Origin of the sequence: Collinsella sp. LCP19S3_A7 (genome assembly GCF_052121995.1) — a bacterium.
Classification (GTDB): Bacteria; Actinomycetota; Coriobacteriia; order Coriobacteriales; family Coriobacteriaceae; genus Collinsella.
The window spans coordinates 1-13,198 of the sequence record NZ_JBQKDE010000025.1 but is presented as its reverse complement, the minus strand read 5'-3'; the positions used below and the strand labels follow the sequence as shown (position 1 = coordinate 13,198).

Annotated in this window: 10 protein-coding genes and 1 rRNA gene; 2 read left to right on the top strand and 9 right to left on the bottom strand. The window is 59.4% G+C overall.

The genetic code is table 11. The annotated features are described in order from the left end of the window. Positions 1–443: 443 nt before the first annotated feature. Together ACTQV3_RS08930 and ACTQV3_RS08925 are read right to left on the bottom strand one after the other, a co-directional pair. Entirely contained in the window at positions 444–2,618 is a 2,175-nt protein-coding gene (locus ACTQV3_RS08930; RefSeq protein ID WP_441536258.1) for a hypothetical protein, read from the bottom strand. A 183-nt stretch (positions 2,619–2,801) separates the two neighbouring features. After that, positions 2,802–4,691 carry a carbon starvation CstA family protein gene (locus ACTQV3_RS08925; protein ID WP_441536256.1) on the bottom strand — a complete coding sequence of 630 codons (1,890 nt, stop codon included), beginning with the start codon at positions 4,689–4,691 and terminating at the stop codon, positions 2,802–2,804. A gap of 453 nt (positions 4,692–5,144) precedes the next feature. Here ACTQV3_RS08925 and ACTQV3_RS08920 point away from each other — a divergent pair, with 453 nt between their 5' ends. Next, the gene (locus ACTQV3_RS08920; RefSeq protein WP_427748363.1) at positions 5,145–5,561 is read left to right on the top strand and encodes a type II toxin-antitoxin system Phd/YefM family antitoxin; all 417 of its coding nucleotides are present in this window, start codon (positions 5,145–5,147) and stop codon (positions 5,559–5,561) included. Then, a complete protein-coding gene (locus ACTQV3_RS08915) occupies positions 5,452–5,859 on the top strand; it encodes a type II toxin-antitoxin system RelE/ParE family toxin (protein WP_441015903.1) in 408 nt (135 codons plus the stop codon). Before ACTQV3_RS08920 ends, ACTQV3_RS08915 begins: the two co-directional genes overlap by 110 nt. Before the next feature lie 249 nt (positions 5,860–6,108). Here ACTQV3_RS08915 and tsaD read toward each other — a convergent pair whose 3' ends face one another. From tsaD to rrf, 7 genes are all read right to left on the bottom strand, one after another. After that, positions 6,109–8,493, bottom strand: coding sequence for a tRNA (adenosine(37)-N6)-threonylcarbamoyltransferase complex transferase subunit TsaD (gene tsaD, locus ACTQV3_RS08910; RefSeq protein ID WP_441536254.1), 2,385 nt, complete (start codon positions 8,491–8,493; stop codon positions 6,109–6,111). After that, on the bottom strand, positions 8,480–8,986 hold the full coding sequence (tsaE, locus tag ACTQV3_RS08905; protein WP_427719841.1) for a tRNA (adenosine(37)-N6)-threonylcarbamoyltransferase complex ATPase subunit type 1 TsaE: 507 nt from the start codon (positions 8,984–8,986) through the stop codon (positions 8,480–8,482). The genes tsaD and tsaE overlap by 14 nt, the downstream gene beginning before the upstream one ends. Before the next feature lie 12 nt (positions 8,987–8,998). After that, the gene (locus ACTQV3_RS08900) at positions 8,999–9,619 is read right to left on the bottom strand and encodes a uracil-DNA glycosylase (RefSeq protein ID WP_154515160.1); all 621 of its coding nucleotides are present in this window, start codon (positions 9,617–9,619) and stop codon (positions 8,999–9,001) included. Between the two features lie 8 nt (positions 9,620–9,627). Next, a complete protein-coding gene (gene alr, locus ACTQV3_RS08895; protein ID WP_154515162.1) occupies positions 9,628–10,773 on the bottom strand; it encodes an alanine racemase in 1,146 nt (381 codons plus the stop codon). Between the two features lie 2 nt (positions 10,774–10,775). Then, positions 10,776–12,392: an NAD(P)H-hydrate dehydratase gene (locus tag ACTQV3_RS08890; protein ID WP_427728959.1), complete on the bottom strand. Its 1,617-nt coding sequence runs from the start codon at positions 12,390–12,392 to the stop codon at positions 10,776–10,778. Continuing rightward, positions 12,393–12,932 carry a holo-ACP synthase gene (acpS, locus tag ACTQV3_RS08885; RefSeq protein WP_427728961.1) on the bottom strand — a complete coding sequence of 180 codons (540 nt, stop codon included), beginning with the start codon at positions 12,930–12,932 and terminating at the stop codon, positions 12,393–12,395. Between the two features lie 175 nt (positions 12,933–13,107). After that, a 5S ribosomal RNA gene (rrf, locus tag ACTQV3_RS08880) occupies positions 13,108–13,198 on the bottom strand; the annotation flags it as partial.

Genomic DNA, 13,198 nt, shown 5'->3' with positions numbered 1-13,198 from the left:
CAAGGGTGCGGAGCTGAGGAAACGCGAAGCGTTTTCCAGCGCAGCACGCAAGGAGCGGAGCGACGCAGCGGGGCGCGGCCGCCGGAAGGCGGACGCGGAATCCCTCCGTCCATATCAACAACGGGCTCTCCGTATCTCAACCGGCACTTGGGGACGTCCCAAAGTGCCGGCACTAAAGGAACGTCCCAAAGTGCCGGCTCATCCACCCTCAAAAGACAGACGCCCCAAGCCCGAAAGGACCAAGAGCGCCTTACATCTAGAAAATATCAGCCCCGTTCCGAAAAGCGAGCCGCCATCTACAAAATGGCGCGTGGCCCCGGCGGGCCGGGCATTAAGTTTGTCGCGAGTTCCGCACGCAAAGAAGGCCACTTAATGTGGCCTTCTTCTTGCGCAGGACTGTAGAGCAGCAAACTTAATGCCCGGCCCGCCGGGGCCACGCGTCCCTAATTGTTCAGCATGCGGTCGAAGCTTCCCGAGTCGCCATCCCGATAGTCGGCGGTCATCAGAATCTCCTGCGGAATGCGACCGCCCTCGCGCAGCACATTGCGGAACTGCACGCGCGTGACCATAGGCAGATCCTTGATCGTCGCCGCCAAATTCTGCGGCACACCCTGATTGGCAGCCGCAGGCTCGCACTCGCCGCCAGCTTTCACGCGACGCTTGTGCTCGGCGAGCATGGCACGATACATGCCGGCATGCAAGCGAATCTCAACCACATTGGCATTGCGGGCCTGCTCGACGATGCGCGCACCCTCTCGGTCGATATCGCCCACGTAGTAGACATAGTTAAAGCGATAGCCGATCTCGGCCAGATAATCATCCAGTGCGTGCGAGACGCTCGCCTTGCAGCCACCGCCAAAGATCACGCCACCCACCTTGGTGCCAAAAAGCTTAGCGTGCTTGCGGCCGCGCAAGAGCTTGACGATCTCGTCATAGGTGTCCAGGTTCTCGACCATAATGAACGGCTTGTCGGCGCCCAGCGTAAAGAAGCCCGTAAAGTGCACGGGGCGGTTGGGGGCGACCTTAATCGCCTGCATGCTGATGCCCTTTTCGGCCATACGCCTCATCAGGCGCTCGCCGTGTTTACCGTCAAAGGCCTTCTCATCGTTAAAAATCTGGTAGGCGCGCTGGCGACGCGAAGCGACCGGCGTGTCGGCACCGCGATTCTGCTCAATCCAAGCCTGGATGATCGCAATCTCCTCGGCAATCTTGCGGTTGGACATCTCGTTGTGCTGAGTGCGCTGCGAAACCTTTTTGCCGTCCTTGCCCTCAACCTTAACGATTTGAGTCTGTTGCTCCTTAATCTTGGAGAGTGCAGCAGGTGTGGGAACGACCTTGAGCAGCTGCCTGCCCAGGACACGGGCCAGAGCAAACGCCGAAACCTCGCCATGAGCGGGCGGCTCAGGCTGCTGGGAGGCCGCATCGTTTGCAGTCGGTTTGGGCTGCGTCTGGGATTTGCACTTGGAATCTGTCCGAGTATTGCGCTCTTGCTTTGGCGCGGACGAGCCCTTTTGCGAACGCTCAGGCTTGTCCCCCTTTACTGGCTGGCGCTTGGACTGCTCCGCCGGGATCTCAGTCTTCGCATCCTTGTTTTGCCCCGCTGCCTGCTCGGCCACGGATTCGGCATTTGAGCCACGGCCGCCACGGTGACGACGACGGCGAGGCTTGCTCGAAGCGCTCTCCCCCGCTTTCTCCCCCGCTTTCTCGCCCGCAGACTGCTGGCCTCGGGGCTCGACATCGCCCGTAGGCCGCGGCTCAACAGGCTTCTGCTCACGGACCATCGGCTCGGCAGCCTTCTCAGCCTTCTCCGCTGGTGCAGCGGGAGCCTGGTCGGTCTTTTCTTGACGCCTTGCGGGATACGCACGACCCATAAAGCCGCGTCCGGGACGGCATGAACCCGGAGCCTTCTTGACGGGCTCCTCGGGTGCACCAGCAGCCTCGACGGACTCCTGAACGTCGCACACAACACCTCCCTGCTCGGCCTTAAAGTGAGCACCGCGGCGACGCTTGGGCTCCTGGACCTCAGCGGCGCACTGCGGCTCGGTAACAGCCTCATCCTCGACGGGCTCGACATCCGTCGCATCCTTTTGAGCCACGGCGCGACGGAAGCGCTCCTGCTGGGCACGGCGCTGCGCATCGCGTTTACCGCCCCCGCCAAAACCGCCGCGGCCCGCCTTGGCCGTAAAGGCGCGAACGACGCTCTCGTCAAGCAGCTCATCGGTGTCGACGTTCTCGCGCGGAGCCGTTTCCACCGCAACAGGCGCCTCGACAACGTCCTCGACGGCCTCTTCGGCAGCCTCGGCAGGCTGCTCCTGGACATCGCGAATCTCGGCATTAATGGTATAGAACGCTGGGCGCCCGTTAACGCCGCTGCCCTCGATCTTGGTAACGATCTTTGCCGCGATAAGTTCATCGCGCATCGCCTTGGTGTCACATTCCTTATCGACGGAACGGAAAATCTGTGCCAGCGCACTCGACTTGATCTTGAGCGCCTTGCGGCAGAGCAGGTCGTAGGCAACCAGCTTGGCACGCTCGGCAGAAAGCGACGTCTGGCTGCTCAGACGCTCAGCCAGGGCATCGACGTTGTTTTGGTTATCGGAATATACCGTCTTGGCCACGGGGCCCCTTTCATATGTACACATATACGTCTATATGGTACAACGCACGCCCCTATCCACGCAAAACATCTGCGAGAACACCCGGGCACACTAGCTATTGCATGGAAAAAAGGCCGAGCCCGCGCAGTTGCGGACCCGGCCTTTCCGAGTCATATAGATGTGACGTTCAATCCGTTAGGTCGATTAGGCCTTGGCGGCCTCGGCGTTTGCGGGAGCCTCAGCAGCAGCAGCGCGACCATACTCGGCCTTGCCCATCTCGGACCACTCGGGCTCCTCGTCGGGCATGGAACCGGCCTCCTTGCCGAAGAGCTCCTTGAGGCAGTTGACGGCAACGATGAGGCCCAGGATCATCAGCAGGACGGCAAAGACGAGCTGCAGGCCCTTGGTGGCGGCGACGGAGACGGCGGCCGTGGTGGCGGTAGCCGGGATGGTACCGAAGAAGCCGTAGGCCTGGACGGCGGTCATGCAGCCCATAGCGCTCTGGACCAGCGAGGTGAAGGTGCAGCAGAGCAGGAAGGCGACGGGCACGTAGAGCATCCAGCCCTTGCGACCGGTGCACTTGCAGAACACGGCAAGGGTGATCATGGTCATACCGCCGAGCAGCTGGTTGGAAGCACCAAAGAGCGGCCAGATGTTGGCATAGCCGCCAAAGGCGAGGGCGAGGCCGGGGAGCAGGGTGACAACCGTGGCGAACCAGGGGTTGCCGAGGACCTTCATGTAGCCGGCCTTGGACTCGATGGCCAGGGCGTCGTTGGTCTGGGCAAAGAACTCGGAGAACGAGGTGCGGGCAATGCGGGCGACGGCGTCGAGCGAAGTCAGGGCCAGAGCGGAGACGTTCATGGTCATAAAGACGGTAGCGAGCGTGCCGTCAACGCCGAAGGCCTGCATACCGCGAGAAATGCCAGCAGCGAAGATCTGGAACGGGGTGGAAGCGACGCCGGCGTTGAGGGCGCCGGTACCGGCAGTGTTCATGTCGGAGAACATGATGCCGGCGACGATGATGGCGAGGATGCCGACGAAGGACTCGACGATCATGGCGCCATAACCGACCGTGACGGCGTCCTGTTCCTTCTCGACCTGCTTGGAAGAGGTGCCCGAAGAAACGAGGCTGTGGAAACCGGAGAGAGCGCCGCAGGCAACGGAGACAAACAGGACCGGGAACATCATGCCCGAGGTATTGCTAAAGCCGGTGAAAACCGGAGCGGTGATGGTGGCCTGGCCGTTAACGCCCAGGACGACGATGCCGAGGACAGCACAGACAATCATGACGATCATCATGATGGAAGTGAGGTAGTCGCGAGGGGTCTTGAGCATCTGGATGGGCATGGCACCGGCAAAGACCAGGTAGACCATGACGACGGCGAACCACTGGAACTTGTCCAGGTAAACCGGGAACTGCATACCGACGGCGAACATGAGGACCATGAGCACCACGCCGGTGACGAACTCGGCAGCGCCGGTGAGGTTGAACTTCTTCTGAGCCCAACCAAAGGCCATGGCGACGAAGGTGAACAGGATGGAGATGGTGCCAGCGCAGCCAGCGGCATAGGACTTGGTGAAGTCGATGGCACCGGTGGCAGCGCCAGAGGCGTCAACGACCGGGGTGAACATGAACGTCTTGCAGACCATGTCGGTAAAAGCGGCGATGACGATGATGCAGAACAGCCAGCAGAACAGCAGGAACAGGCGACGGCCGGTCTTGCCGATGTACTTCTCGATGAGCTGAGCCAAGGACTTGCCGTTGTTCTTCATCGAAGCGTACAGGGCGCCAAAGTCGTGAACGGCGCCAAAGAAGATGCCGCCGACGAGGACCCAGAGCACGACGGGCAGCCAGCCGAAGGCCATGGCGACGATCGTACCCGTAACAGGGCCAGCACCGCAGATCGAGCTGAACTGATGCGAGAACGCGGTGAAGGCTGAGACGGGCGAGAAGCTCTTGCCGTCCTTCATGCGCTTGGCAGGCGTGAGGGCCTCTTTATCAACGCCCCACTTGTTAGCCAGCCAGCGGCCGTAGCCCAGATAGCCGCAGGCGAGCACCGCCGCGGCCACAACCATGAGCAAAACTCCGTTCATTACATTTCCTCCTCTAAAAAGAACTTCCTAGACATAAAAAATGAGGGCCGTCGGTTGCGCTCGACGGCCCTCATCTTCATCAGCCGCCCGTTATCGTACGGGCTAGCTGTATGTGCTAACCCGCATCAGATAATTACTACGCTGATAATGTTTAGCTGATGCGTGAACATGTCTAAGAAATCCTCTTCAATCATGATGCGAACGATCCGTGCGTGTTCACATCCCCCAGTGAATGAAAAGGAGTATGAAACTTTAGTTGCCTAAAGTCAACGCAAATATGTAATGAATTTTCAACTTTTTTTGAATTTCTCGGTATAAAACGTCACTGACCTCGGACTTTACCCCACGACAGTTTTTGCTTGAGAGATGCTCCTCGGGGGCGGGGCGGGCGCCTGCCGCCATATATGAACTTTCCTGCTCGGGCAGTCCTGCTCACGACGGAGGCCACATTAAGTGGCCTCCTGTTCGTGCGGAACTCGCGATAAAGTTCATATATGGCGGCAGGCGCCCGCCCCGCCCCCGAGGAGTTCCCATCCCAAATCTCAACTCTGTTATCATAATTACGATAATATCCTGATAGCTCAGGAGGTAGCTGTGAATATTAGGCCGGTCTCAGATCTTAGAAATCACTACCCGGATGTTGAACGCGAAGTCGAACAGGAGGGTCCGGTTTTTCTAACTAAAAACGGGCGGGGCTCTATGGTCGTCATGAGCTTTGAGCAGTACAAGTCGCTGAGCAATACAATCGAGAGCGCACTTGATGCCGCTGATCGTCAGGCTGCCAGCATGCAACTTCGCTATACACACGACGATGTCTTTGGCTCTGTCAGAAAAATGCTCGACGGCGGTCTCGATGAACAGGCACTATAAGCTCCGCTATCTTCCCCTATTTTGGGAGGACCTCAGCCAAGCAGCGTCATATATCGCCTTTGATCTCAATAACCCCGCTGCAGCAAATAGGCTTGTCGACAATGTTGAAGCAGGCATACTCGAGCATCTCAAGAATCCAACCATGTCACCAACATACCCTTCGACAAGAAGACGGTCGCACCCGTATTACCGCTTCTACGTTGGCAACTACATGGTTTTTTATGTCGTCATCGACGACGTCATGGAAGTCCGCCGACTGCTATATAAAAGCCGAGATATTGAGTCGATTATCAGGTAGGTTTCTCTCAGCTAAAGCACGCCGTAAATTCGACGCAGGCTGGCTAACCTTGCCGGACGTTGTCGACGCCGAACCAGCTCAGTAGCTGCATCGATACAGAAAGGTTCCCGACCGGAGGGGCCGGATATAAGGTTTATCGCGAGTTCCGCACGCAAAGAAGGCCACTTAATGTGGCCTTCGTCTTGCGCAGGACTGTAGAGCAGGAAACCTTATATCCGGCCCCTCCGGTCGGGAACCGCGCCCATACGACTACAGCGTCATGTTTGGATCGGCGTCGACGTCGAACGGCGAGATTTCACCTCGGTCGAATTTGCGGCGAGCGACCTCCGCAATCATGGCGGCGTTGTCAGTACAGGCCGAGAGAGGCGGCACCGTTACGCGAATCCCCTGACGCCCGAGTTTCTTAATCATCATCTCGCGCAGATGCGGGTTGGCCGAGACGCCGCCGCCGATGCAATACTCCTTGCACCCGGTGGCGTGCAGGGCGTTCTTGGCCTTCTTGTACTGCACGTCAAAGACCGCCGCCTCAAACGAGGCCGCAAGGTCGGGCAGGTGAATCGTGCGCCCAGCCTTGGTCTCCTGCTCAATATAGAGCGTCACCGCCGTCTTGAGGCCCGAAAGCGAGAAGCGGTAGTCTCCCCTGCTGTTAAGCGCACGGGGAAAATCGATCGCGCGGGGATTGCCCGTCTCGGCGAGCTTGGAGATGATGGGGCCACCGGGATAGCCCAGACCCAGCGCCTTGGCAACCTTGTCGAAGGCTTCGCCCACGGCGTCGTCCAGCGTCTCGCCAAGCACCTCGTAGTCGCCCCATGCCTTTACGTGCACGAGCATGGTGTGCCCACCCGAGACAAGCGTAAAGATAAACGGCGGCTTAAGGTCGGGCTGCGCCAGCAGGTTGGCGAACAGGTGACCCTCCAGATGATTGACGCACACGAGCGGTTTACCGGCAGCATACGCAAAGCCCTTGGCAAAGGCGACGCCCACCACCAGGGCACCCACCAGGCCTGGGCCTTGCGTCACACCCACGGCGGCAAGCTCACTTGGCGCAATCGCTCCACCCTCAAGGCCAAGCGATACCGCGGCATCTTCAAGCGCCGCATCTACGACACTCACAATCACCTCGACATGCTTGCGCGAGGCGATCTCGGGCACCACGCCGCCAAAGCGAGCATGAAAATCAATCTGCGTCGACACCTGGTTGGCCAGCATATTGCCGTCCGCATCGATAATCGCAACAGCAGTCTCGTCGCAAGAGCTCTCGATGGCAAGAACTAGGCGACGGCGCTCGATTTCGGCACGCTCCTCGGCGGTGCGCTCGGGCTCAGGCAGCGGCCAGACGCGCTGCTCGGCAGCCGTTGGCTCGGGCGAGGCATTGTCGAGAGGAAGCACCAGGGGCAGCGACGCCGTCATGACGATGGCATCCTTGCCGACGCCGTAGTAGCCACGGCGACGACCCGCCTCGGTAAAGCCCAAGGCGCTATAGAGCGCAATCGCACCCTCGTTGCCGTCCTCAACCTCAAGCGAAGCAGTGGTGCAGCCGAGCATCTGGGCGTCATAGCTCACGTGCGACAGCAGCTTGCGGGCAATGCCCTCGCGACGATGAGCAGGATCAACCGCGACGTCCATAATCTGAACGTCACCGTCGACGACCATGCCGCCGGCAAGTCCCAGCAGCTGACCGTCGTCGTGCGCCACCCACCAGCTACGCGGCGCGGCAACGCCCTCGCCCAGCTCGGACAGGAACATGCCCGGCGTCCACGCCTCGTGTCCGGCGCCTTCAAAGCAGGCGGCCTCCAATGCGCTCGCGCCCTCGGCATCCGCCGCGCCCATGGGACGGAACTGCAGATGGCGGCCGGCGAGCTCGTCGGCAACACCCGTAATCTCGCTCTGGGCGCTCTCGGCAAGCCCAAGGCGCTTACGCTCATTTTCCTCGGCATCCGAAAGACGCGTGTAGATCGGCAAAACGCGAGCCGGATTACCGTCGCCCGCGGCGTGCGCCATCAGAAGGCCCTCGCCCGAGGGCCACCACAGGTCTCGCTCCACGCAGCGCGCAGTCTCGTCCTCACTCAGCAGCTTGCCATAACGTACGAGACCGTCACCAGTCAGCTTAACCTGGCTCCAGTCCGCGGCCTGGCGCCACTCATCAAGCGCCACGGCGGCTTTGACCACGTGTTCGCGCTCAAACAGACGCTCGGGACCTTCGTCCCCCAGCACGTACAGAGCCGGATACACCTCGCCACGCATGGCGTCGGCAAGAACACCAAGCTTGCCGCGCACGCCAGCCTTCCACGCCGTCCAGGCGCAAGCGTCAAGTGTCGACACGCCCAGCAACGGCACGTTGGCACCGCGCGCCAGACCCTTGGCGGTCGAGATGCCAATGCGAACGCCCGTAAACGAACCCGGGCCGCGTCCAACCACATAACAGCCGACATCGCCGCGATTCAGCCCGGCCTGCGCCAACACGCCATCGACGGTATTCACAAGTTCCACGTTGGCATGGCGACGACACAGATGGTCCCCGCTCACCAGCTTCGCCTCGCCCGTCTGCTCATCAATCCAGCTTGCCGCGCAGGCAAGCATGTCGGTCGAAGTATCGAGCGCCACTACCAGCGCGTTGTCGTTATGCAAGCTCATCTTGTACAGCCTTATCAATCAAATCGAAAAGCTCCGTCGCGCGCTCGCCGTGCGCCTCGAGCGCGATCGTTCGCACGTCGCTATCGTCCTCATCGCGCCTAAGCGTCACCGAGAGATACTCATCCGTCAGCTCGTCCTGAAACTGCTCGCCCCATTCCAACAGGCAAGCGCCCTCATAGCCGAGCACGTCAAAAATGCCCGTATCCTCGAGCTCGTAGGCATGCTCCAAGCGGTACAGATCAAAATGGAACAGCGGAATACGCCCCTGGTCGTGAACGGCCATGAGCGCGAACGTAGGACTCGTGACCATATGCCCGTCGCCCAAGCCGCGCGAGACGCCCTTGGTAAAGTGGGTCTTTCCCACGCCCAAGCCGCCGGTCAGTATCAGCACATCGCCATTTTCTAGACACGGTGCAACCAACTCGCCAAAATGCTCCGTATCGGCAGTACGAGCCGTTTTGTAGGTACCTAGCCCCAGGCGCTCCAGGGACATATACGCTCCTTATTATTCCGAGGCGCCCTCTGGCGCGGGGTGTCGCACCAGATAGTCGCCCAGCATCTTAAAGTCTTCCTCCAGCAACTCCTGCCACGCCGGATTGCGTAGCGCCGCCGCGGGATGAAACGTCGGCATCACCACAAAGTGCCCCATCTGATGGAACCTGCCGCGCAGCTTGGTAATGCCAATCTCGGTCTTGAGCACAAAGTGCGTCGCGGGATTGCCGAGCGTCACGATGATATCGGGCCAGATGCTTCGAATCTGCTCGCGCAAAAACGGTGAGCAAGCAAGCACTTCCTCGGGACGCGGATTGCGGTTTCCCGGCGGGCGACATTTAAGCACATTGGCGATATAGACATCTTCACGCTTAAGGCCCGCCAGGGACAGAATGCCGTTGAGGTCTTCACCCGCCGCCCCCACAAAGGGCTCGCCCTGTAAATCCTCGTTACGGCCCGGCGCTTCACCAATAAACATCACGCGAGCGCGGGGGTTTCCCACCCCAAACACGATATTGTGGCGCGACTGGTAAAGCTGGCAAAGGCGGCAATCACCCAGGACGGCCTCGATCTCCTCGAGTGCAACTTCGCGCGGCGCCTGATGGCTATGGCCGGGGATGTGCATAACGCCCATAGCGGCCCCTACACGTAGACCTTGTCGAGACGCATGCCAAAGCCGCAGGCGACCTCGTAGTTAATCGTGCCGCGCAGGCGCGCCATCTCATCCATGGTAATCTCGGCATCGCCATCGCGACCGATAATTATCATCTCGTCGCCATGTTCGGCCTCGGGAATCTCGTGAGCCGGGTTGGACTGAATGGCAACCATAAACTGATCCATGCAGATATTTCCGACCTGACGCACGCGCTCACCGCGATACAGCACGTCCATACGATTGGAAAGCGTGCGCGAAAGGCCGTCGGCATATCCGATCGGCAGCGTGCAGATCTGAACGCGTGTGCGCGGTACGCGGTAGGTAAAACCGTAGCCTACGCCCTCGCCCATCGCAGGATGCGCCACGCGCGTCACGCGCGCATGAACGCTCATAACGGGATCAAGCTGCATCACGCGGCCGCTCAGCTCGCACGGCTGCATGCCATACAAGCCAACGCCAGCGCGAATCATATCAAAATGCATCGAGGGGTCGAGCATCGAGGACGGCGTGTTGGCACAGTGCACGATACCGCACTCAAAACCCGCATCCTTAATGGCCTGAACGGCCTCGGTAAAGCGCTGGCACTGCAGCTTGTAGTCCCAACCCGATGGTTCGTCGGCCGTGGCAAAGTGCGTAAATACGCCGTCGCACTGAATACCGCGATGGAAATTAATACCGCGGACAAAGTCGAGCACCTGCGTGTAGTGAACGCCGATGCGGTTCATACCCGTCTCGATGGCAAGATGATACTTGCCCACCTTGCCCGCCGCGACGGCACATTCACCATACGCAAGAGCAAAATCGGACGTATAGACCGAGGGCATGATATCGAACTCGAGCAATGAAGGAATAGCCTCGATGGGAGGCTCGCTTAGAATCAGGATGGGTTTGGTGATTCCGCCCTGGCGCAACTCAATACCCTCGCTGACCGTCGCCACGGCAAACATGTCGGCACCGGCCGAATACATGATCTTGGCGCACTCGACGGCTCCATGACCATAAGCATCGGCTTTAACCACGCAGCACAGGCGCTGACGCGGATCTAGCAAGTTCTTATAGGCCCTCGTATTGCGGCGGAGCGCCCCGCGGTCGATCTCGACCCAGGACCAACGCGTCAAATCGGCTTTATTCATGATTAGTCATCCGACCCTTCGTCCATGATTCCCAGATCATCGAGCGCATCCTTTGCCGCCAATTCCATGGCGGGACCGATCAAGTCGATAAGATCGGTCGCGATAACGCTCTTCTCGCCATACTCCGTCGCCGCAGCAAAGCCGGCATAGCTGTGGAGTGCGACGGCATACGAGTACAGCAGCTCCCAACGGTCCATCTCGTCACGCATGGTCGCAAGCGTTCCTGCAAGGATACCTGCGAGGACATCACCCGAGCCAGCGGTCGCCAACGACGCTGGGCCCGAAAGCGGCAGCAGCACGCGCTCGACGCCGCAAATGGCCGTCGTCGGGCCCTTAGCGATAACAACGAGATTATCGGAACCGGCAGCCCAGACAATCTTTTGAGCAGCGGCAATCGCAGTGCCAAGATCATTGACCTCGTCGCCGGCAACGAGACGCGAAAGCTCGCGATAATGCGGCGTCATAACGAGCGGCTGCTCGCGACGGTACATCTCAGGATTACTGTCGATGCCGTCGATTGCAATCTTGGCAAGGCAGTTGAGCGCATCTGCATCTAGGATAAGCGGCACATCGAGCTCAAGCAGGCCCGAAACGACTTGCATCGATCCGGCAGACGTCGTCATGCCAGGCCCGCACACAACGCAGCTGTACTTCTTAGCAATCTCGCACACTGTCATACGCGCAGCGGCACCAAAAGATCCACGGGAATCAGACGGAATGGCGAAAACGGGAATCGACGGGAGCGCCATACGAATAAGGTTGGCGCACGCATCGGGCGTCGCAACGGCCACATAACCGGCACCAGCACGAGCGGCAGACTTTGCGGCCATGATGGCGGCACCAGGATATTGTGCCGACCCGGCAACGATGAGCGCGGAGCCGCGCGAATACTTATCGATATTCGTGGGCAGCGGGGCAAAGTAGTCCACCAGATCACCGGGCTCAACGATCTCGGCAGCATGATCGACATCATCGATGACTTCGTCGAGGCGGTCGTACAGACCGCCACACACCAGGTCGCCAGCATACTCCGGACCGTCAGCGCTGTAGAGGCCGATCTTAGGGGCAATCATCGTCACGGTACGCTCGGCACGGATGCAGTCGTCATCCACAACGCCCGTCTCGGCATTCAGGCCCGAGGGAACATCGATAGAAACAACGTGATCGGCGCACTCGTTAACCGTAGGAATCCAAATAGAAAACGGCGCACGAAGGTTGCCGTGAAAACCGGTACCAAAAATAGCATCGACCACGACATCCGCTTTGTTAATGAGAACCTCTAGCTCGTCTCGCGAAGGCCCAACGCACACATGAACGTCGCGACCGGCGGTGCGACGGGCAACGTGACGAGCAAGGGCAGCAGGAATCTCATCCGGCTCAACTGGAGAAACGATATCAACATCAACGCCCTTATGGGTCAGGATATCCGCAGCGACCCAACCGTCACCGCCATTGTTGCCAAAGCCGACCAGCACAAGAACGCGATCAGGGTTGAGCTTTAAAATCTCGTTGGCGGCAAATTCACCTGCCAACTCCATGAGCTCGGCCTTCGAGGTGCCCTCGCGCTCGATGATATCCTCGAGGCGAACGACTTCCTCGGTACTCAAAACCGGTTTCATCTATGCTCCTTGCGTATCTTGCGGATCATCGATCAAATGCTCCGACAAAGCAGATTGTTGCAGCTGTTCAAGCTCATCCAATACAGAACGAGCCTCTTTAAATGTCTGGGCAACGCGCTCCTTGGTGCTCATTTTTTCTTCCTTAGGCTTAGGTCGAGCATCCTCGGTGATCGCAATGGCATTAGCGACAGCCAAGTCACCCGTAAGGGTAATAGAAAGAGCAACCTCGACAACACCCAAATCCTGGGCGATTTCGAGAGCGCGACCAGAAAGCAGAGCCTTTGGCTTGCCGAGCCTATCGCGTGTTACGGAAACGTCCTTACGTCCAACGCCCTGACTAAACCCCGTTCCAAGTGCCTTAAGTACCGCTTCGCGAGAGGCAAAGCGGCTGGCATAATGAGCGGCAGGGCGAGACGACGCATCGCAATACGCACGCTCTTCATCGGTAAACACGCGCCGGGCAAACGACGGCGTCTTCTCAAGGATTGATTTCATTCGGGAAATCTCGACGATATCAACGCCGATACCAGCTTCAGCCATGTTCACCTCCATGCTACACAGACTACGATATTGTAGCCCGTTCAAAGAAGATGCGACAAACGAGGGTTATAAAACACAGCTACTATGTGAGACAAATTGCCTGAGAAACGAAAAAGGGGGAGGCCTCGCGGCCTCCCCCTTCTCAGTCCAAGCGCACGGCTCGGTGCCGTCCACCGGTCAGCGGCGCCCTGGCCTCCCACGGGCTGGCCCCGCAGTACTCTCGGCGCGATGGGGCTTAGCTTCCGGGTTCGGAACGGGACCGGGCG

Excerpts from the sequence above, each read along its gene's own strand:
- ACTQV3_RS08925 (WP_441536256.1), bottom strand. The coding sequence starts at position 4,691 with ATGAACGGAGTTTTGCTCATGGTTGTGGCCGCGGCGGTGCTCGCCTGC.
- ACTQV3_RS08915 (WP_441015903.1), top strand. The coding sequence starts at position 5,452 with ATGCCGCTGATCGTCAGGCTGCCAGCATGCAACTTCGCTATACACACG.
- tsaD (WP_441536254.1), bottom strand. The coding sequence starts at position 8,493 with ATGAGCTTGCATAACGACAACGCGCTGGTAGTGGCGCTCGATACTTCG.
- tsaE (WP_427719841.1), bottom strand. The coding sequence starts at position 8,986 with ATGTCCCTGGAGCGCCTGGGGCTAGGTACCTACAAAACGGCTCGTACT.
- ACTQV3_RS08900 (WP_154515160.1), bottom strand. The coding sequence starts at position 9,619 with ATGGGCGTTATGCACATCCCCGGCCATAGCCATCAGGCGCCGCGCGAA.
- alr (WP_154515162.1), bottom strand. The coding sequence starts at position 10,773 with ATGAATAAAGCCGATTTGACGCGTTGGTCCTGGGTCGAGATCGACCGC.
- ACTQV3_RS08890 (WP_427728959.1), bottom strand. The coding sequence starts at position 12,392 with ATGAAACCGGTTTTGAGTACCGAGGAAGTCGTTCGCCTCGAGGATATC.
- acpS (WP_427728961.1), bottom strand. The coding sequence starts at position 12,932 with ATGGCTGAAGCTGGTATCGGCGTTGATATCGTCGAGATTTCCCGAATG.